Source organism: Streptomyces sp. NPDC014623 (assembly GCF_043088245.1).
Lineage (GTDB): Bacteria > Actinomycetota > Actinomycetes > Streptomycetales > Streptomycetaceae > Streptomyces.
On record NZ_JBIBZU010000015.1, the window covers coordinates 73023 to 90650 of the forward strand.

Here is a 17628-nt window from a genome sequence, read left to right on the forward strand (position 1 = left end):
ACGCGTGTGAAGAGCGGCGAACGGTCCTGCCCGATTTCGCCTGTACCGAAGGGGGACGTGCGGGCCTGTGCCACATACGATGAGGCACATGGGTGATGTGCTGGCCGGAATTCATGCCACCTGGGAGTTCGACACCGACTCCGTGCTCATCCGCTTCGAACGGGGGATCCGTACGCCGAGGCTCTTCCAGAGCCTGCACGAACGCCGCGTTCCGTACGCGGCGCTCTCGTCGGTGTCGCTCACCCCGGGCAAGCGGGGCACGGTGGTCCTGCGCGCGGTGCCGAGACCCGGTGCCGATCCGCTGCTGGAGGCCGCGGCCGGGCAGCTCAAGGAGGGCGACGACCCCTACCGCCTGGTGCTGCCCGCCGAACGCGAGACACTCGCCGAGTACTACGCCGACGAGCTGCGTGCCCTGCTCGGTCCGGAGGCGTCCCGGCCCGCCGAACGCTTCATGGTGGCGGCCCCCGAGGCACCGATGCACTTCAAGGCGTATGACGGCCGGGCCGGCTTCGACGGGACCCTGGTCTCCTTCCGGTGGTTCTGGACGGGGGCGTCGAGCGCCAAGTGGAAGGCGGGCGACCAGACGTTTCCCGTGGCGGAACTGGCCGGGATCGAGTGGCGCTCGCCCGAGGCCTTCGAGGGATATCTCCGGCTGGTGCCCCGCGGCGCGGCGGACTCCGAGGCGGGCGGCCCCGCCACGGGCCCGGTGTCCCGCGCGGGACAGCCGGCCGTGGCACGGGTCCAGCCGGACCAGGACCCCGCCTCTGTCGTGTTCGGTCTGGGCTACGGGCCGGTCCACGAGTCACTGCCCTTCGCCGCGGCGGTCCTGGAGGCGGTGCGCAGGACCCAGTCGGTCCCCGTCACGGCAGCGGCCGTCCCGGTGGGTGGCGCTCGGCGCGACCCGGCGGACATCGCCGAGCGGATGCGCCACCTCGGCGACCTGCACCAGGCGGGTCTGGTGACGGACAAGGAGTACAGCGCGAAGAAGGCGGAGCTCCTCGCCGAGCTGTAGGGGTGCCCCGGGGTCCTCGGCCCCGGCGCCGGCAGGGGCTCCGCGCCCCCTACCCCGGTACGGGGGCCGGGCCCGTGGTCCACCCCCAGGTATGACGCCGTCCGGCACACCGCGTGCCTACTCTGGCCCGGTCATGCCTCCCTCCTCCGCCGGGCCCCCGCCCGCCGACGGCCTGCTGAGCGCCGCCCGCCGCAATCTGCGCGAGCTCGCCCACGGGCTGTCCCACGCGTCCCATCCGCCGACAGCGCTGTTCGCCGATTCCCCGAGACCCCGGCTGCGGCTGCTGCCGTACGCCGTCGTGATCGCCCTCGCCGCCGTCTTCGTCCCCGTCACCATCGACGTGCTGACCAACGACTACGGGGTGTCCGGCGGAGTGGCCGGCTCCCTGGCCGCCGGGCAGGCCGTCCCCCTGCTGATGCTGGCGCACAGACCCCTGCAGGCCTGGTGGATCGTCTGCACCGCCGACATCGCGGGCGCCCTGGTGCTCCTGGCGCTGCCTGAGCAGCAGGGCACCATCTGGCCGTGGACCCCGCCGGCCCTCGTCGGCTACCTCTTCGTGCTGCTGGCCCTGGGACTGCGCGAGAGCCGGCGGACCGTGACCGGCGTGTGGCTGGTGACGGGCGCGGCCGGGCTGCTGCTGCACCTGATCGCCCCGGCGCGCAGCGACGGCGGCGCGCTCCTGCTGTTCGTACTCGGCGCGGTGGTGCTCGTGAGCGGAGCCGCGGTACGGGAGCGGAGCGAGGCACAGCGCCGGCTCGTCGAGCAGCGGACCATCAGCGAGGCCGAGCGGGCACAGCGCACGCTGCTGGAGGAGCGCACCCGGATCGCCCGGGAGCTCCACGACGTGGTCGCGCACCACATGTCGGTGATCACCGTGCAGGCCGACTCGGCTCCGTACCGGATCAGCGGGCTCGGTGAGGAGGCGCAGGCGGAGTTCGCGTCGATCGCGGCGGCGGCCCGGGAGTCGCTGGCCGAGATGCGGCGGCTGCTGTCGGTGCTGCGCAGTGACGGCAGCCGGGGCGAACTGGCCCCGCAGCCCGGTCTCGAGCGGGTGCAGCAGCTGGTGGAGGCGACGGTGCGGGCCGGGCTCCCGGCCGAGCTGTCGCTGGCGGCGGAGGTGGCCGATGCGGTGGAGCGGGGCGGTGTGCCGCAGGCGGTGGACCTGTCGGCGTACCGCATCGTGCAGGAGGCGCTGGCCAATGTGGTCCGGCACGCGCCGGGTGCGCGGACGCGGGTGTCGGTCACGGTGCACGACGGCCGTCTGACGGTGCTGGTCGTCAACGACAGGCCGCGGGAACGGGTTTCGCCGCTGGAGACGTCGGGGACGGGCCACGGGCTGGTGGGCATGCGGGAACGCGTACGGTTGACCGGCGGCACACTCCGCACCGGCCCCCTGCCGGACGGGGGCTTCCGGGTGGCCGCGCGGCTGCCGCTGCCACCGCCCGAGCCGCCCTCGGCATCCCTGCATCCGGAGGACCCGTGACCATCCGCGTGATCATCGTCGACGACCAGGCCATGGTGCGGGCCGGGTTCGCCGCGCTGCTGACGGCGCAGAGCGACATCGACGTGGTGGGCGAGGCCCCGGACGGGCGCAAGGGTGTCGAGGTCAGCAGGACGGTGCATCCGGATGTGGTCCTGATGGACGTCCGGATGCCGGAGATGGACGGACTGGCAGCCGCCCGTGAGCTGTTGGGCCCGCCGGCGGGTGTGGTCCACCGGCCGAAGGTCCTGATGCTCACCACGTTCGACGTCGACGACTACGTCTACGAGGCGTTGCGTGCCGGGGCGTCCGGGTTCCTGCTGAAGGACGCCCCGCCGGCGGACCTGATCTCGGCGGTGCGGATCGTGGCGGCGGGGGAAGCGCTGCTCGCACCGTCCGTGACCCGGCGTCTCATCGCGGACTTCGCGCGTCAGCGGCCGGCGGCGCCGTCGGGGGGATCCGCCCTGCGGCTGAACGGCCTGACGCCCCGTGAGACGGAGGTCCTGGAGCTGATAGCCCGGGGCCTGTCGAACCAGGAGATCGCGGCGCGGCTGGTGCTGGCCGAGCAGACGGTGAAGACGCACATCGGCAAGGTGCTCGCCAAGCTCGGGCTCCGGGACCGGGCACAGGCCGTGATCTTCGCGTACGAGTCGGGGCTGGTGACGCCCGGGGAGGCGTGAGGTCACGGTGCCCCCCGGATCTGCGTGGGGATCTCCCCCCGTACACCCCCTACTCCGGTATCGCCGGACAGTTGGCTCCGCGGGGTGACGCCCCGCCCCCCACCGTCTCCCTACCTTCCTCTCCTGCACGCCGGGCGGTGTGCACGAGCAGGACGGGGAGGGCACGATGCGCCGATTCGCGAGGACGCTGGCCGCGGTCGCACTGGCGACCGCAGTGGTGGCAGGGACGGCCGGCTGGGCGTCCGGGAAGACCCAACGGGCGGTCACCGGGCCGCCGCCCGGCAGCGCATCGTGGCGCGCCGACGGGGCGCTGGGACGGGAGCTGCCCGATCCGTCCCGGGCGACGCCGTATCAGGTCCAGCAATTCTTCCGCACGTTGGGCGACACCGAGCGGCAGGCGCTTCTGGAGCGGCACCCGTTGGTGACCGGCAATCTGGACGGGGTCCCGCTGGAGCTCCGCTACCGCGCGAACGCCCGCGCCCTGCGCGCCTCCCACGACCCCCGGTACTCCGGTCTCGCCGCACCCGGACGGCAGATCCTCGCGTTCGACCCGCGCGGGCGGGGCCAGGTCGCCGAGGTGTTCGGAGACCTGCGCTCCGCTCGTCACGTGTCCGTCGTGGTGCCCGGCTCGGACATCGACGCCGGGACCTTCGACCGGCGCGGCGACGTGTACGGCACTCCGGCGGGCATGGCGAAGTCGCTGTACTCCGAGACGGGTCCGGGCAACGCGGTGATCGCCTGGGCCGGTTACACCACCCCGGTCGGCCTCGGCCTGGACGCGGCGACGGGCACGCTGGCGGAGGCGGGCGCGGAACGGCTGACCCGGTTCGCGGCGGGGCTGGCGGCGGACGGGCTGCCCGCACCCGTCGTGTTCTGCCACAGCTACGGTTCGGTGGTGTGCGGGCTCGCGGCCTCCGGGCTCCGCGCCACGGATCTCGTCGTGCTCGGCTCCCCCGGGATGCGCGCCGACGACGTGGCCGGTCTGCGCACCCGGGCGCGGGTCTGGGCGGCCAAGGACGACACCGACTGGATCGATGACGTACCGCATGTGGAGGTGGCGGGTCTCGGGCACGGTGCCGACCCGGCCGGCCCGGATTTCGGGGCCCGCAGGGTACCCGCGCGGGACGCCGAGGGCCACACCGGTTACTTCGTCCCCGGCACGGACTCGCTCCGCGCCTTCGCCGCCATCGCCGAGGGGGTCTCCCGATGAGCGTGCGGCAGCTCGTCTCCCGGATCGACGAGCGGACTCCCGCCCACCGCGACCGTGCGGTCGACGGGCTGCGCGCCCTGGCGCTGACGGCCGTCCCGGCCGGTCACTGGCTGCTCGGCGGATTCACGCCGGACGCCGACGGCGCCCTGCACAACGCCAGCCCGCTCTCCACGTTCGCCGTGTTCTCGCCGGTGAGCTGGGTGCTCCAGATGCTGGGCGTGTTCTTCCTGGTCGGCGGCTACGCCTCCGTCCTCTCCCACCGCCGCAGGCCGTCCACCACCGGCGCCTGGCTGCGCGCCCGAATGGTCAGGCTGGGCAGGCCGGTCCTCGGCGTGACCGTCGTGTGGGCGCTGGTGGTCCCGGTGCTGTACACCGTCGGGGTGCCCGAGGCCACCTTGCGCACGGGGGCGAAACTGGTGATCCAGCCGCTCTGGTTCGTCGGGGTGTACGCCGTGGTCACGGCGCTCACGCCGTACTGCGTGCGGCTGTCCCGGTGGCTCGGCGGCTGGGCGGCGGCCCCGCTGATCGGCTCGGTCGCCGTCGTCGACTTCCTGCGCTACGGTCCGTACGCGGAGGCCGTGCCGTCCTGGCTGAGCCTGCTGAACGTCCTGCCCGGCTGGCTCTTCGCCTATCAGCTCGGTGTCTCCTGGGGGCAGGGCCGCATCGGCCGGCGCGGGGCCCGGCTCCTGCTGATCGGTGGCACGGCGCTGTTCGCGGTGCTGCTGCTGGCCTTCCACTACCCGGCGTCCATGGTCGGCGTGCCGGGTGAGGCGCGGACCAATTCACATCCCCCGTCACTGCTGGTCCTCGCGCTGGCATCGGCGCAGAGCGGTGCGGCGATCCTGCTGCACGGCCGGCTCGGGCAAGCGCTGCGCCGCCCCGCGCTGTGGGCTCCCGTGGTGGTGATCAACCTGTCGGCGATGACGATCCTGTGCTGGCATCAGACGGCGATGCTGGCCGCGGCCGTCCCCGCGTCGTTCGCCGGCGCGGTGCCGGGGCTGACGACCGGTCCGGACTCGCTCGGCTGGATCCTGGCCAGGCTGGCGTGGATGCCGCTGTTCGCCGCCCTGCTGGTGCTGATCTCCCGTTACGCCCGCCGGTTCGAGGCGCCCTGGGAGACGGTAAGCCGTGCCGGGCATGCGCGCCGGGCGGCGGCCGGACTGCTCGCGGTGGGCTTCGCGGTATTCGCCCTGCGGCCGGCCTGAGGCCACCGCCTGGATGCTCGCCCGAGCCTGCCGCACGGGAGGCAGCCGTCGCCGTGGGACACCTGCACGAGTAGTGACAAGCGGGGCGGGCGTTCGTTCCTGAAGCATGAGTACACCTGATGCTCCGGCAGCAACGGCAACGGTGACGGGCACCGGCTACGCGTTCTTCGTTCCGGGGGACGCGTCCGGAAGAACGGGACGCGTGCCCGGCCCCAGGACTGCGGAACCCCGGCCCGGGTCGCGACCGCATCCGGAATCCCCGGCAGCAGGCCGGGAGGGAACGGAGACGCCGATGTACGGAAAGCTGTTCAGGACCTGGGTCGCTCGCGGCCACACGCTCCCCGGCGTCCCGGATCCGGAATGGCACCGGCTCACCTCCTACCGGCACCATCAGGAGGAGACGGAGCGGACGTTGCGGATACTGCGCCTGCAGAAAATCATGCCGGTCGGATGACGGGACGGTCACGAACACTCCCGGTTCGCGAACAAAAAGCACGAACGGCCGGGAATGTCAGTCGGGATGATTTTCGTCAGGTATGATCCCGCAGGTCCAATCGGGTCATTTCAGGAACTCACTGAACCCTATTCAGCCGCAACGGCGTTGTCCGACTGTGGAAGCCAGGGAGATGTGGAAGCGGCACGCCGTTTTGGCCGACGCCTTCTGCGGTGCGGACGACCGCGTGCGCGAGGCGCAGTCGGTGTTCGACGGGGCCCAGGCGGAGCGTGCAAGGACTCTTGCCGCTTTCGCCGTCACTGTGGGTAGTGACGCCGCGGTCGCCGAACTGCTGGGGCTGAACGAACGCGAGGTGCGGATCGCCCGTCGCACCGTCGGGAAGAGCGATGCCCGCTCGCTCGCCGGGGCACTGCTCAGCCACGCGTCGGGCGGTGCTCCGGACGTCGACGCGGCGACGAAGTCCGCTTCCGGCAACGGCGCGCCCCCGTCCGCCCCCCGGGGGGCGGATCCCGCGGTCACCGTACGGCCGCAGCCCAAACAGCCCTCCATTCCGTCGCCCCGCGTGGAACAGTTCGCGCCCCGGCAGGAGAGCCCTGCGGCGCCCACGGAGACGAAGGAGTGGTCACACGCCCGCGACTCCTTGCTGGTGGACGGCTGGAACAAAGGCACCGACGCTGCGGCCCTCGCCGCCCAACTCGGCGTCGGACTGACGCAACTGGTCTCCCGTGCCCAGCTGCTGTACGCGGACGGCCGTCTCACGCGGGTGCGCCGCGACCGGGGCCGCCACCGGCGCCCCGCAGGCGAATTCACCCGGGCCCTCGAGAACACCGGAAACTTCGACCGCCCCTTTTATCCGAGCCCGAACGAGAAGCATTCCTGGTCACCCCCGGACAGCACCCACGGGCAGTGGGAGAACGTGCAGTACGCGCCTTACGGCCAGGGCGGCGGTTCTTTCCCCTCTCAGGTCAATTCGACGCTCGGGAGCTCCGGGTATCCGGTCGCACAGAGGTGGGCCCACGACTATCCGGCCGAGCGCTGACCGCCGGTCCGAGGCCGCCGGGAGCCGTCTGCTCCCGCGTGGTGGCCGTGCTGCTCATGCCCGGGCTGCCCGCCCCCACCGCCTGGCCCGGGACGGGTTCCGGGAGTTCCAGCTCCTGCGGGGTCAGGACCGGCCCGGTCGCCCCGCGTTCTCCGGCAGGCGGCTGCGCTTACACGTGCCGGGCAGCGGCCGGACCGGCTCGGAGCCGGCATCATGCTCGCCGTCGCCGCCGCCTTCATCATCGTCTGGGGGGGTGCGAGCGGCTCCTGTGACGCGAGAGGCCGTGAGCCGGCCGAGGAGTCCCCGGCCGCCAGGAACTCCTCGGCCGCAGGCGTGGGCGCAGCTACTCGCGCGCGGTGGCCGTGCTGCTCATGTCCGGGTAGCGGTCCCCCGCCACCCGGCCCGCGATGGGCTCCAGCAGTTCCAGCTCCTGCCCGGTCAGTGTGAGCCGGGCCGCCGCCACGTTCTCCAGCAGACGGCTGCGCTTGCGCGTGCCGGGGATCGGCACCACGGTCAGGCCGTGCACCTGGGCCCGCTGATGCACCCAGGCCAGGGCGACCTGCGCGGCCGTCACACCGTGCGCCGCCGCGATCTCGTGCACCGGCTCCAGGAGCGCGGCGTTCGTCCTCGCGTTCTCGCCGGTGAAGCGCGGCTGGTGCTTACGGAAGTCGTCCTCCCCCAGGTCCTTGGCCGCGTCCGCGAACGACCCGGTCAGGAACCCACGGCCGAGCGGGGAGTACGGCACGAGGGTCACCCCGAGCTCGACGGCCGCGGGCACGCCGCTGCGCTCCACGTCCCTGCTGAAGAGCGACCACTCGGACTGAAGGGCCGCGACGGGGTGCACGGCGTGCGCCTCGCGGAGCTCGTCCCCGGTGACCTCGCTCAGCCCGAGCTGCTTCACCTTGCCCTGCCGCACCAGCTCGGCCATCGCGCCCACCGACTCGGCGAGCGGGACGAGCGGGTCGCGGCGGTGCATGTAGTACAGGTCGATGACATCGGTGTTCAGCCGGCGCAGACTGGCCTCGACGGCCTCACGGATGTACGCGGGGTCGTTGCGTACGCCCCGGTAGTGCGGGTCGTCGGTCCGCTCCACGGCGAATTTCGTCGCCAGCGTGATCTCGTCGCGGTGCGCCCCGACGAACGGCGCGAGGAAGGTCTCGTTGGCGCCGCGCCCGTAGATGTCGGCCGTGTCGAAGAGCGTGACGCCGTTTTCCAGCGCCGCCTCCAGGGTGTCCCGGGCGGCCGCCTCGTCGGTGTCCCCGTAGAACTCGCTGATCCCCATGCAGCCGAGTCCCTGCACACCGACCTGGGGGCCGTCGCCACCGAGCCGTACGGTCGCTGTCTTTCCGGTCTCGCTCATGTCGTCAGACCCTTTCCGACGCCGCACGGGCGCCGCCATAAAAGTCGATCTTGTAGTCGAGCACGGCCAGAGTCCCCTGGAGCTCGGCGATCCGTGCCCTCACGTCCCGCCGGGTCGTCTCCAGCAGCTCCTGCCGTTCGGCGAAGGTGTGGTCCCCCTCGCGGAGCAGTTCGGCGTACCTCACCATGTCGGCGACCGGCATGCCGGTCAGCCTCAGCTTGCCGACGAAGGACAGCCAGTCCAGGTCACGGTTGCTGAACCTGCGCTGGCCCGTGTGGGAGCGGTCGACGTGCGGCATCAGCCCGATCCGCTCGTACCAGCGCAGGGTGTGCGCGGTGAGTCCGCTGAAGGCGGCGACCTCGCTGATGGTGTAGCGGTCCTGGCCCTCGGGGCGCGGATGCGCGGTCGGGGCCGAAGCGCAGGTGTCCGTGCGTGCGGAAATGCTTTCCATCAGCGTCATGTCCTCCACGCTAGGACCTTGGAGTGCACTCCAGGCAAGCGGTATCAGGGCCGGTCCCGGATTCGGGCTCCCGTTAGGCTCGTACCCATGCAGAGCCTGGCGATGATCGAGAACTGGCCCGTCCCCACCGCGGCAGCCGCCGTCGTCACCTCGGACGGCACGCTCCTGGGTACCCATGGTCCCACCGCGCACCGCTTTCCGCTGGCTTCGGTGACCAAACCGCTCGCGGCCTACGCGGCGCTGGTGGCCTACGAGGAAGGCGCCGTCGAGCTGGACGAACCGGCCGGCCCCGAGGGCTCGACCGTCCGCCACCTCCTCGCGCACACCAGCGGTCTCGCCTTCGACGAGCACCGGGTCACGGCGCCCGCCGGCACCCGGCGGCTGTATTCCAACGCGGGCTTCGAAGTGCTCGGCGACCACATCGCGAAAGCCACGGAGATCCCGTTCGCCGAGTACGTGCGCCAGGCCGTCCTGGAGCCGCTGGGCATGGCGTCGACGACCCTGGAGGGCTCCCCGGCGAAGGACGGTGTCTCGACCGTCGACGACCTGGTGCGGTTCGCCGCGGAGGTGCAGGCACCGCGCCTCCTGGACCCGCGGACGGTCCTGGAGGCGCAGACCGTCGTCCACCCCGGCCTCAAGGGCGTGCTCCCCGGCTACGGCCATCAGAACCCCAACGACTGGGGACTCGGCTTCGAGATCCGTGACTCCAAGTCACCGCACTGGACCGGGCTTTCCTCCTCCCCCGGGACCTTCGGACATTTCGGCCAGTCCGGCACGTTCCTGTGGATCGACCCCACGGCGGGCGCGGCGTGCGTCGCGTTGACGGACCGCGCCTTCGGACCGTGGGCGGCCGAGGTCTGGACGCCGTTCACCGACGCGGTGCTGGCGGAGCTGGGCACCTCGGGCCGCTGAGAGCACTCGAACCACACCGTCTTCCCGCAGCCGTCGCGGCGCACCTCCACGCCCCAGGTGTCGGTGACGGCGCCGATCAGCAGCAGCCCCCGCCCGCCCTCGTCCAGTGGGTCCCCCACGGCCGGGCGGGGCAGCCGGGGGCAGGGGTCGGCGACCTCCACCCGCACGCCTCCTGCCGGGAGCAGGAAGATGAGGGTCTGGCAGCGGCGGCCGGGAACGTGCCGTACGACGTTGGCGATCAGCTCGGTGAGGGCGAGTTCCGCCGCGTCCGCCACGTCGAGCAGGCCCCAGCCGGTGAGATACAGCCGGAGGATGCGGCGCAGATGACGGGCGGAGTGCTCCCCCATCGCGAGGTCGGCGCGGTAGACCGCGGCCTCCGCGTCACCGGTCCGGGTATCGGATACGTGATTCATGTCACCAGAGTGCACTGGTTTGATTACTCTCGGCTACGACCCGAAACGAACGCCGCCAGGCGTTGAAGCGAGAGGCACCCCGCTGTGGCCAACGTGCAGTCACTCGACCCCAGCGCTTCTCCTCTGGACTACTACGGCTGGGAGCTGCGCCGCCTGCGGGAGGCCAACGGCCTCAAACAGGGCCAGCTCGGCGAGATCATCTTCTGCACGGGCTCGCTGATCGGCCAGATCGAGACGACGAAGAAGGTGCCGACCCGCGACTTCTCGGAGCGCCTGGACGCCGCGCTCGGCACGGACGGGGTGTTCTCGCGGCTGGTCGGCCTGGTCCTGCGGAGCCAGTTGCCGACCTGGTTCCAGCAGTACGCGGACATGGAGGCGAAGGCGACGTACATCTCCACGTAACAGGCGCAGTTGGTGTACGGGCTGTTGCAGACGGAGGAGTACGCGCGAGCGGTGCTGACGACGGGCATGCCAGACGATCTGGACGGCCTCCTCGCAGCCCGGATGGAACGTCAGCGGATTCTGGAGCGGGAACAGCCGCCGCTGGCCTGGGCGATCCTGGACGAGGCGGTGCTGCACCGGCCGATCGGCGGCCACGAGGTCTTGCGGAACCAACTCGCCCGCTTGTTGGAGTTCACCGGGCACCGGTGGATGCGGATCCAGGTGCTGCCGTTCGTCATGGGTGAACACACAAGCTTGGATGGCTCGTTCACGGCGATGCGATTCGAGAAGGACCCGGACATCATCTACACGGAGGACCTCATCTCCGGCCACATGACCGCCAACCCCGAGACCATCAGGGAGGCCGCGCGCCGTTACGCTCATTTGCAGGCCGCCGCCCTCTCCGTCGAGGATTCCGCGGCACTGATCACCCGTGTGATGGAGGAGCGTTATGGCGACCGGTCCGAACCTGAAGAGCGCGGTGTGGCGTAAGTCCAGCTACAGCGGGAGCACCGGCGGCGAGTGCGTCGAGTGCACCGTCACCGGCGGCGCCGCCTGGCGGAAGTCCTCGTACAGCGGAACCAACGGCGGCGACTGCGTCGAGGTGGCCGACGGCTGCTCCGCCTCCGTCCCCGTCCGCGACAGCAAGAACCCGGCCGGTCCCGTCCTCGTCCTGGGTGCCGACGCCTGGCAGGCGTTCGTGGACGGGCTGCGGTAGGTGCCGGACGTCCGCTGGGTGAAGCTGGAGCTGGACGTCACCGCCTTCCGGGCCGCCCGCTTCGCCCCGTACGTCGAGCGCTGCCGCGACGCGGGCATCCGGCTGACCACGATGGCCGAGCTGGGCGACACCGAAAGCCGGTGGCGCAGCCTGTACGAGCTCAACAAGGAGTGCTCCGCGGACATCCCCGGCCGCGGCGCGTTCCACACCTACGACCAGTACGTCGAGCGGCGGCTCGCCGTGCCCTCCTACGACCCTCGTGGTGTCGTGATCGCACTCGACGGTGACGAGTGGTGCGGTATGGCGGCGACCTCGGACCGCCGCGCGTCGGGGCACGTCTTCAACGAGATGACCGGGGTCAGGGCCCCCTACCGGGGCCGGGGCGTCGCGCTCGCCATGAAGACGTACGGCATCGGGTTCGCGACCCTGTGCGGAGTGGACCGCGTACGCACCATCCACCACCCGGCGAACACGGGCGTCATCGCGATGAACCGGCGCCTCGGTTACGTCGACGCGGACTGGGACTGACCGAGGGCGTTACCTTCCAGGCATGTCCGATTCCGCGCCGCCGCTCCTCTTCCTCGATGTCGATGGTCCGCTCATCCCCTTCGGCGCGACCCGGCGCCAACTCCCGGACGGGTATCCGGTCTTCGAGCCGGAGCAAGGAGCCGGCGGCACCGGCGGGAATCCGCTGATTGCCAGGATCGACCCGGACCTCGGCCCCCGGCTGAGGGCGCTGCCGTGCGAGCTGGTGTGGGCCACGACGTGGGAGTCCGAGGCGAACGAGTGCGTCGCGCCGTGGCTCGGTCTGCCCGAACTGCCCGTCGTGAGCCGGCCGGAACCGCCCCCTGCGGTCGGGACCGACGGTCTCCACTGGAAGACCCCGGCCCTCCTCCGGTGGGCCGCGGGACGCCCCTTCGCCTGGGTCGACGACGAGATCAACGACACCGACCGCGCCTGGGTGGAGGCGCACCACCCGGGGCGGGCTCTCCTCCTTCGCGTCGATGCCTGGCGAGGCCTCACCGACGCGGACTTCACTGCCCTGGACGACTGGCTGAGGCTTCCCGGGGGCTGATCCCGCCGGTCACACCGGGCAGGCTCCCCGCGAGGGGGCTCCGATAGATTCGGCCGCTATGCGATCACGTGATTATGACCAGGACTTCCGGGCCCGGGCAGGGAAGACACGCACGTGGGGATTGGTCCTGCTCTCCCTGGCCGCGCTGCTGTGGGCCTGGTGCGCCGTACTGCTGCTCATGCCGTACGAGGTGGACGAGGTGCCCGACGACGATTATCCGGCGGAATGCGAGTCCCGTCTGTTCACCGATCGCGGCACGGCCAACGAGGGCCTCAGGAACGGAGATCACTGCGCGGACGAACGGGACTGGCCCGAGGCCATAGCGGTGCTCGGTGTCTCCCTGCCGGTGTCGGCCGCCGGGGTGGGGCTCTTCACCATCGGCACCGTGTCGCGCCGGATGAGCTCCCACGGGCAGGCCATGCGCGAACTGGACGGGCCGGCGCGGACACCCAAGGGCTGAGCACTCCGGAGGGGTACGCCGGCCCGGGTGGATACCCGCCGCGAGTCAGCGGCGGCGCCGGGCCAGGAGGTCGTGGTGGACCCCGTCGGCACCGGCAAGCAGTAGCCGGCCGGCGGCCCGCGATGCCGGTCGGCCGGGGGCCGGAGGACCGGAGCTGGTCGGGATCCTCGGCGCCTGCCCGCAGTTCCCGCTTTGTTCGTACCCGGCCGGGTCATTCCTGACAGCATCAGCACGACCGAACAAGGGGGCTTCATGCGTTTTCACGTCCGATTGCTCGCGACCGCCGCCGCCGGGGCGCTGCTCGTCGGCTGTAGCTCGACACCGGCCGAAGACCTGGAGGACTGGTGGTCCTCAGGGGGCGAGAGCAGCATCAAGGCCCTCTCCGACGCCTCGGGCCGGGTCAACGAGGTGAGTGTCCGCCCGATGGATGTCTGGAGCAGCGCCTGCGAGGAGCTGCTGACAGAGGTGGACGAAGCCAAGGAGCTCGGCACCCTCCCGAGCGAGAACGCCCGGGGCTTCTGGGAGGAAGCCCTGACGGCGTTCGAGCACGGAGGCGACGAGTGCGTCGCCGGAGCCGGCAAGAACGACGAGGCACGGGCCTCTGCGGGCATACGCGAGGTACAGAAGGGCATCGGCCGTCTGGCGTCCACCACGTCCATGATCGCCGGCGACATGAAGGCCAAGTGAGGAGGCCGCAGGGGGGCCGCCGGGCGGCGGCCCCCCTGCGGCCTCCTCACGTCGCACTCAGCGAGTGGCTCCCGTGATGTGGCCGTGGCCCCCACCGGGGTCGCTGCCACCCCTGCCCTCGCCATCTCCCTCGCTGACGATCGTCCACGACGCATCAGACCGTCGTCCTCGTCGCGCGTACCTGAAAGCAGAACTGACTATTACCACCGGTCCGAGAAGAGCGGACTCCTCTCACCTGGCACCGTCGAGATCGCCGGGTCGACAGGACCGGGCACCGGGTGCCCCCGGCCCCTGGACGAGGATCAGGCGGGCGCAGCGGCGGCTGGCGCGGGCCGAGGACGCCACCACGGCGTGCGAGGCGGCCGAGAGGGCACCGGCCAGGGCGAGCAGCGGCCAGTCCGTGGCGAGCGCGGCGGCGACGGCGAGCGCGAGAGTCGCGACCGCCGTGGTGACGCTGGTCGTGGTGCCCGCCCATGCGACCACCAGGGGCAGCCGGCGTGGCGTGGGCAGTCGACGGGCGAGTGTGCCCGTGGCGGCCAGCGTCGACGCGGCGAGCAGCGCGGCGGCGATCGCGACGGCGGCCAGATACACCGCCAGCGACTGGGCCGTACGCGGCAGTTGCCAGGCCGTTCCGGGGAGGCCGGACGTCCGGGCCAGGTACCAGCAGGCGATCAGGAAGAGCGCGACGAGGATGACCGTCCGGGCCGTGTGCCGGGCCTGGGCGATGGTCGGTTCACGCTGGCAGACCGGCGCGATCTCCTCGGCGGCCCCGAAGTCCCGCACCGCCAGGCGGACGGCCTGCTGGTAGGGCACGCCCTCCCCGGCATGGGCCTCGGCCGTCTCCGCGAGGCCGTCGCACAGGTCCTCGACCATACGGGCCTCGGCCTCCCGGGGCCCGTGCAGGGCTGCCTCGTAGTCCGCGACGGGGCCGGCCGGCCGGCCCGCGCTCATGTGGCCGGCCCGGGCGGGGTGGCGGGGTTGAGGACGGAGCTGACCGCCGTAGCGCGCACACGGTGGTCAAGGCGCTCGGACCCGGACTGCTGGGGAGGGAGTCGTGACGCGTCACACCGAGCCGAGCTCCCACATCAGCACCTCGGCGTCCCGCAGCGCCACCAGTTCCAGGTCCCGGGGCTCCGTGATCCGCGCCGAGTCACCCTCCCCCAGCTGCTCGTCGCCAAGTCCCACCTCGCCCCGCACGACGTGGACGTACACCCCCGCCGCGTCCGGTACGGCGGTCCGCCCGCCCTCGGACTGCCGGCACACGTGGAGCGTCGCGCCCGCCTCCGGGAGGGCGTAGGGGGTGGAGTCCGCGATCCCCGCGACGTGCGTGTACGAGGGCTCCCCTCCGGGTTCCACGGGGGCCAGCCACATCTGAATGAACGTCAGCGGGTGTTCCCCGTCGTTGCGCTCCACGTGCCGCACCCCGGCTGCCGCGCTCAGGTGCTGGACGTCCCCGGTCCGTACGACGGTGGCGTGGGAGGCCGAGTCGCGGTGGGTGAGCTCGCCCTCCACCACCCAGGTGACGATCTCGGTGTGACTGTGCGGATGCTCGTCGAAGCCCGCGCCCGGGGCGAGCCGTTCCTCGTTGCAGGCCAGGACCGGCCCGAAGCGCAGGTTGTCCGGGTCGTAGAACCGCCCGAACGAGAACGCGTGCAGCGTCTCGATGCCGGCGGAGTCACCCGTGGCCGGGTCCCCGCCGCGGAACCGGTCCCCGGAGCGGCGTACGTCCATCACGCCCCCAAGGTATCCCCGCCGGGCGGCCTTCCGCCCCACCCCTCCGGCCCCCTGTCCCGATAAGGCAGTCTTGTGTCGTGCCCCGACCCGATCCTGAGCAGCCCGCCTCGCATGCCGCCCATCTCCACGCCGCGACCCTGAAACGGCTGGAGCAGTCCTCCGGCCGGCTGGCCGCGAACGCCATCGCCCGTATGGACGAGACGCTGCCGTGGTACCGGGCGATGCCACCGGAGAACCGGTCCTGGATCGGCCTGGTCGCCCAGGCCGGTATCGCCGCGTTCACCGAGTGGTTCCGGCACCCGGAGACACCACAGGCGATCTCCACCGATGTCTTCGGCACGGCTCCGCGCGAGCTGACCCGGGCGATCACCCTCCGGCAGACCGTCGAGATGGTGCGTACGACGATCGAGGTCATGGAGACCGCCATCGAGGAGGTCGCGGCGCCCGGCGACGAGTCGGCGCTGCGCGAGGCGCTGCTCGTCTACGCCCGCGAGATCGCCTTCGCGACCGCCCAGGTGTACGCGCAGGCCGCCGAGGCCCGCGGGGCGTGGGACGCCCGGCTGGAGTCGCTCGTGGTGAACGCGGTGCTGTCCGGCGAGGCGGACGAAGGTGCCGTCTCCCGGGCCGCCGCCCTCGGCTGGAACTCCCCCGAGCACGTGTGCGTCGTCCTCGGGACCGCTCCCGACGGTGACAGCGAGCTGACCGTGGAGGCGATCCGCCGGGCGGCCAGGCACGCCAAGCTCCAGGTCCTGACCGGGGTCCTCGGACACCGTCTGGTCGTGATCGCGGGTGGCAGCGACAACCCTCTGAACGTCGCGAAGTCGCTGATCGGCCCCTATGCGGCCGGTCCGGTCGTCGCCGGCCCCGTGGTGCCCGACCTCCTCGCGGCCACCCGGTCCGCGCAGGCCGCGGCCGCCGGTCTGAAGGCCTGTTCGGCGTGGCAGGACGCTCCGAGGCCCGTCCTGTCGGACGATCTCCTTCCTGAGCGTGCGATGGCCGGTGATCCGGCCGCGCGCGATCAGCTGGTGGAGGAGATCTACAGACCGCTCGAAGAAGCGGGTTCAGCACTTCTGGAGACGTTGAGTGTCTATCTGGAGCAGGCGAGCAGCCTCGAGGGCGCGGCACGCATGCTGTTCGTGCACCCCAATACCGTGCGCTACCGGCTGCGACGTGTGACCGACGTCACCGGCTGGTCTCCTTCCGACGTCCGTTCCGCGTTCACTCTGCGAATCGCCCTCATCCTGGGGCGCTTGGCCGCCGGAGACACTCAGTCCTAGACTTTTGTCGAACTTCAACAATTCCCCCGACGGTTCTTCGTCCCTGTCCCCACGGGCGTCCGAGGCCGTCCACAAGAGAGAGTGTGAGGGTGCTCGTACTCGTCGCTCCCGGCCAAGGCGCTCAGACGCCCGGCTTCCTGACTCCCTGGCTCGAACTCCCCGGTGCCGCCGACCGCATCGCGGGATGGTCCGACGCCATCGGGCTCGACCTCGCCCACTACGGCACGAAGGCCGACGCGGACGAGATCCGCGACACGGCTGTGGCCCAGCCGCTGCTGGTCGCCGCCGGTCTCCTCTCCGCCGCGGCCCTGGACGCCTCGCCCGGCGTGGTCGCCGGGCACAGCGTCGGTGAGATCACCGCCGCCGCGCTGGCCGGTGTCATCGAGGACGCGGCGGCACTCCGTTTCGTACGCACCCGGGGGCTCGGCATGGCCGAGGCCGCCGCGGTCACCGAGACGGGCATGGCCGCGCTCCTCGGCGGGGAACCGGAGATCACGGTCCCGCACCTGGAGAAGCTGGGGCTCACCCCGGCCAACGTCAACGGCGGCGGGCAGATCGTCGCCGCCGGCACCGCGGCACAGATCGCCGCGCTGACCGAGGACAAGCCCGAAGGCGTACGCCGCGTGGTGCCGCTCAAGGTGGCCGGCGCGTTCCACACGCACCACATGGCCCCGGCCGTGGAGAAGCTGCGTGCCGCCGCCTCCGCCCTGACGGTCACCGACCCGAAGGTGACGTACGTGTCGAACGCGGACGGGAAGACGGTCGCCACCGGCGACGAGGTCATCTCGCGGCTCGTCGGCCAGGTCGCCAGCCCGGTCCGCTGGGACCTGTGCATGGAGACCTTCGCCGGGCTCGGTGTCACGGCTCTCATCGAGGCCGCGCCCGGCGGGACGCTGGTCGGGCTCGCCAAGCGCGCGCTGCCCGGCGTGAAGACCCTCGCGCTCAAGACCCCCGACGACCTCGACGCTGCCCGCGCGCTCATCTCCGAGCACGCAGGCGCCTAAGGAGCCC

The 17628-nt window shown here is 71.9% G+C and carries 19 protein-coding genes and 2 pseudogenes; 16 read left to right on the forward strand and 5 right to left on the reverse strand.

The features are described 5' to 3' along the window. The first annotated feature begins 88 nt into the window (after positions 1–88). The 7 genes from ACF1FZ_RS23510 to ACF1FZ_RS23540 all read left to right on the forward strand — a co-directional run bounded on the left by ACF1FZ_RS23510 (position 89) and on the right by ACF1FZ_RS23540 (position 7080). A complete protein-coding gene (locus ACF1FZ_RS23510; protein ID WP_391775355.1) occupies positions 89–1012 on the forward strand; it encodes a DUF4429 domain-containing protein in 924 nt (307 codons plus the stop codon). A 133-nt stretch (positions 1013–1145) separates the two neighbouring features. Beyond that, positions 1146–2495 (forward strand): histidine kinase, encoded by a 1350-nt coding sequence (locus tag ACF1FZ_RS23515; RefSeq protein WP_391775356.1) that lies wholly within the window; start codon positions 1146–1148, stop codon positions 2493–2495. After that, positions 2492–3172 (forward strand): response regulator, encoded by a 681-nt coding sequence (locus ACF1FZ_RS23520; RefSeq protein WP_391775357.1) that lies wholly within the window; start codon positions 2492–2494, stop codon positions 3170–3172. The genes ACF1FZ_RS23515 and ACF1FZ_RS23520 overlap by 4 nt, the downstream gene beginning before the upstream one ends. A gap of 166 nt (positions 3173–3338) precedes the next feature. Next, positions 3339–4382 (forward strand): alpha/beta hydrolase, encoded by a 1044-nt coding sequence (locus tag ACF1FZ_RS23525; RefSeq protein ID WP_391775358.1) that lies wholly within the window; start codon positions 3339–3341, stop codon positions 4380–4382. After that, positions 4379–5587, forward strand: a complete 1209-nt coding sequence (locus ACF1FZ_RS23530) for an acyltransferase (protein ID WP_391775359.1) — start codon at positions 4379–4381, stop codon at positions 5585–5587. Before ACF1FZ_RS23525 ends, ACF1FZ_RS23530 begins: the two co-directional genes overlap by 4 nt. 292 nt (positions 5588–5879) lie before the next feature. Further along, a complete protein-coding gene (locus ACF1FZ_RS23535) occupies positions 5880–6041 on the forward strand; it encodes a hypothetical protein (protein ID WP_391775360.1) in 162 nt (53 codons plus the stop codon). Positions 6042–6213: 172 nt separating this feature from the next. After that, entirely contained in the window at positions 6214–7080 is an 867-nt protein-coding gene (locus ACF1FZ_RS23540) for a hypothetical protein (protein ID WP_391775361.1), read from the forward strand. Between the two features lie 343 nt (positions 7081–7423). On the opposite strand, the gene ACF1FZ_RS23545 is transcribed toward ACF1FZ_RS23540, so the two are convergent. After that, positions 7424–8440 carry an aldo/keto reductase gene (locus ACF1FZ_RS23545; RefSeq protein WP_391775362.1) on the reverse strand — a complete coding sequence of 339 codons (1017 nt, stop codon included), beginning with the start codon at positions 8438–8440 and terminating at the stop codon, positions 7424–7426. Between the two features lie 4 nt (positions 8441–8444). After that, positions 8445–8900 carry a MerR family transcriptional regulator gene (locus ACF1FZ_RS23550; RefSeq protein ID WP_391775363.1) on the reverse strand — a complete coding sequence of 152 codons (456 nt, stop codon included), beginning with the start codon at positions 8898–8900 and terminating at the stop codon, positions 8445–8447. 87 nt (positions 8901–8987) lie between these two features. Here ACF1FZ_RS23550 and ACF1FZ_RS23555 point away from each other — a divergent pair, with 87 nt between their 5' ends. Next, a complete protein-coding gene (locus ACF1FZ_RS23555) occupies positions 8988–9812 on the forward strand; it encodes a serine hydrolase domain-containing protein (RefSeq protein ID WP_391775364.1) in 825 nt (274 codons plus the stop codon). A gap of 2 nt (positions 9813–9814) precedes the next feature. Here ACF1FZ_RS23555 and ACF1FZ_RS23560 read toward each other — a convergent pair. Then, positions 9815–10225: pseudogene (locus tag ACF1FZ_RS23560) on the reverse strand (ATP-binding protein); the annotation flags it as partial. A gap of 84 nt (positions 10226–10309) precedes the next feature. Between ACF1FZ_RS23560 and ACF1FZ_RS23565 the strand changes: the two are divergent. The 6 genes and pseudogenes from ACF1FZ_RS23565 to ACF1FZ_RS23590 all read left to right on the forward strand — a co-directional run bounded on the left by ACF1FZ_RS23565 (position 10310) and on the right by ACF1FZ_RS23590 (position 13606). Further along, positions 10310–11158, forward strand: a pseudogene (locus tag ACF1FZ_RS23565) (helix-turn-helix domain-containing protein). Further along, positions 11118–11384: a DUF397 domain-containing protein gene (locus ACF1FZ_RS23570; protein WP_391775365.1), complete on the forward strand. Its 267-nt coding sequence runs from the start codon at positions 11118–11120 to the stop codon at positions 11382–11384. Before ACF1FZ_RS23565 ends, ACF1FZ_RS23570 begins: the two are co-directional and overlap by 41 nt. Beyond that, entirely contained in the window at positions 11385–11912 is a 528-nt protein-coding gene (locus tag ACF1FZ_RS23575; protein ID WP_391775366.1) for a GNAT family N-acetyltransferase, read from the forward strand. Positions 11913–11934: 22 nt separating this feature from the next. Further along, the gene (locus ACF1FZ_RS23580) at positions 11935–12459 is read left to right on the forward strand and encodes an HAD domain-containing protein (RefSeq protein ID WP_391775367.1); all 525 of its coding nucleotides are present in this window, start codon (positions 11935–11937) and stop codon (positions 12457–12459) included. A gap of 58 nt (positions 12460–12517) precedes the next feature. Beyond that, positions 12518–12919: a hypothetical protein gene (locus ACF1FZ_RS23585; RefSeq protein ID WP_391775368.1), complete on the forward strand. Its 402-nt coding sequence runs from the start codon at positions 12518–12520 to the stop codon at positions 12917–12919. Between the two features lie 252 nt (positions 12920–13171). Further along, positions 13172–13606, forward strand: coding sequence for a hypothetical protein (locus tag ACF1FZ_RS23590; RefSeq protein WP_391775369.1), 435 nt, complete (start codon positions 13172–13174; stop codon positions 13604–13606). A gap of 231 nt (positions 13607–13837) precedes the next feature. Here the strand turns inward: ACF1FZ_RS23590 and ACF1FZ_RS23595 are convergent, their stop codons facing one another. Continuing rightward, positions 13838–14557: a permease prefix domain 1-containing protein gene (locus tag ACF1FZ_RS23595; protein ID WP_391775370.1), complete on the reverse strand. Its 720-nt coding sequence runs from the start codon at positions 14555–14557 to the stop codon at positions 13838–13840. Between the two features lie 111 nt (positions 14558–14668). Next, entirely contained in the window at positions 14669–15337 is a 669-nt protein-coding gene (locus ACF1FZ_RS23600; RefSeq protein ID WP_391775480.1) for a pirin family protein, read from the reverse strand. A gap of 80 nt (positions 15338–15417) precedes the next feature. Here ACF1FZ_RS23600 and ACF1FZ_RS23605 point away from each other — a divergent pair, with 80 nt between their 5' ends. Beyond that, positions 15418–16617 (forward strand): helix-turn-helix domain-containing protein, encoded by a 1200-nt coding sequence (locus ACF1FZ_RS23605; protein ID WP_325751129.1) that lies wholly within the window; start codon positions 15418–15420, stop codon positions 16615–16617. A gap of 89 nt (positions 16618–16706) precedes the next feature. Further along, the gene (locus ACF1FZ_RS23610; RefSeq protein WP_391775371.1) at positions 16707–17621 is read left to right on the forward strand and encodes an ACP S-malonyltransferase; all 915 of its coding nucleotides are present in this window, start codon (positions 16707–16709) and stop codon (positions 17619–17621) included. Positions 17622–17628 lie beyond the last annotated feature (7 nt).

What these genes read in the sequence shown, in the direction of transcription:
- ACF1FZ_RS23530 (WP_391775359.1), top strand. Translation starts at nt 4,379, where the DNA reads ATGAGCGTGCGGCAGCTCGTCTCCCGGATCGACGAGCGGACTCCCGCC.
- ACF1FZ_RS23550 (WP_391775363.1), bottom strand. Translation starts at nt 8,900, where the DNA reads ATGACGCTGATGGAAAGCATTTCCGCACGCACGGACACCTGCGCTTCG.
- ACF1FZ_RS23595 (WP_391775370.1), bottom strand. Translation starts at nt 14,557, where the DNA reads ATGAGCGCGGGCCGGCCGGCCGGCCCCGTCGCGGACTACGAGGCAGCC.
- ACF1FZ_RS23570 (WP_391775365.1), top strand. Translation starts at nt 11,118, where the DNA reads ATGGCGACCGGTCCGAACCTGAAGAGCGCGGTGTGGCGTAAGTCCAGC.
- ACF1FZ_RS23535 (WP_391775360.1), top strand. Translation starts at nt 5,880, where the DNA reads ATGTACGGAAAGCTGTTCAGGACCTGGGTCGCTCGCGGCCACACGCTC.
- ACF1FZ_RS23590 (WP_391775369.1), top strand. Translation starts at nt 13,172, where the DNA reads ATGCGTTTTCACGTCCGATTGCTCGCGACCGCCGCCGCCGGGGCGCTG.
- ACF1FZ_RS23545 (WP_391775362.1), bottom strand. Translation starts at nt 8,440, where the DNA reads ATGAGCGAGACCGGAAAGACAGCGACCGTACGGCTCGGTGGCGACGGC.
- ACF1FZ_RS23540 (WP_391775361.1), top strand. Translation starts at nt 6,214, where the DNA reads ATGTGGAAGCGGCACGCCGTTTTGGCCGACGCCTTCTGCGGTGCGGAC.
- ACF1FZ_RS23585 (WP_391775368.1), top strand. Translation starts at nt 12,518, where the DNA reads ATGCGATCACGTGATTATGACCAGGACTTCCGGGCCCGGGCAGGGAAG.
- ACF1FZ_RS23510 (WP_391775355.1), top strand. Translation starts at nt 89, where the DNA reads ATGGGTGATGTGCTGGCCGGAATTCATGCCACCTGGGAGTTCGACACC.
- ACF1FZ_RS23515 (WP_391775356.1), top strand. Translation starts at nt 1,146, where the DNA reads ATGCCTCCCTCCTCCGCCGGGCCCCCGCCCGCCGACGGCCTGCTGAGC.
- ACF1FZ_RS23525 (WP_391775358.1), top strand. Translation starts at nt 3,339, where the DNA reads ATGCGCCGATTCGCGAGGACGCTGGCCGCGGTCGCACTGGCGACCGCA.
- ACF1FZ_RS23580 (WP_391775367.1), top strand. Translation starts at nt 11,935, where the DNA reads ATGTCCGATTCCGCGCCGCCGCTCCTCTTCCTCGATGTCGATGGTCCG.
- ACF1FZ_RS23555 (WP_391775364.1), top strand. Translation starts at nt 8,988, where the DNA reads ATGCAGAGCCTGGCGATGATCGAGAACTGGCCCGTCCCCACCGCGGCA.
- ACF1FZ_RS23600 (WP_391775480.1), bottom strand. Translation starts at nt 15,337, where the DNA reads ATGGACGTACGCCGCTCCGGGGACCGGTTCCGCGGCGGGGACCCGGCC.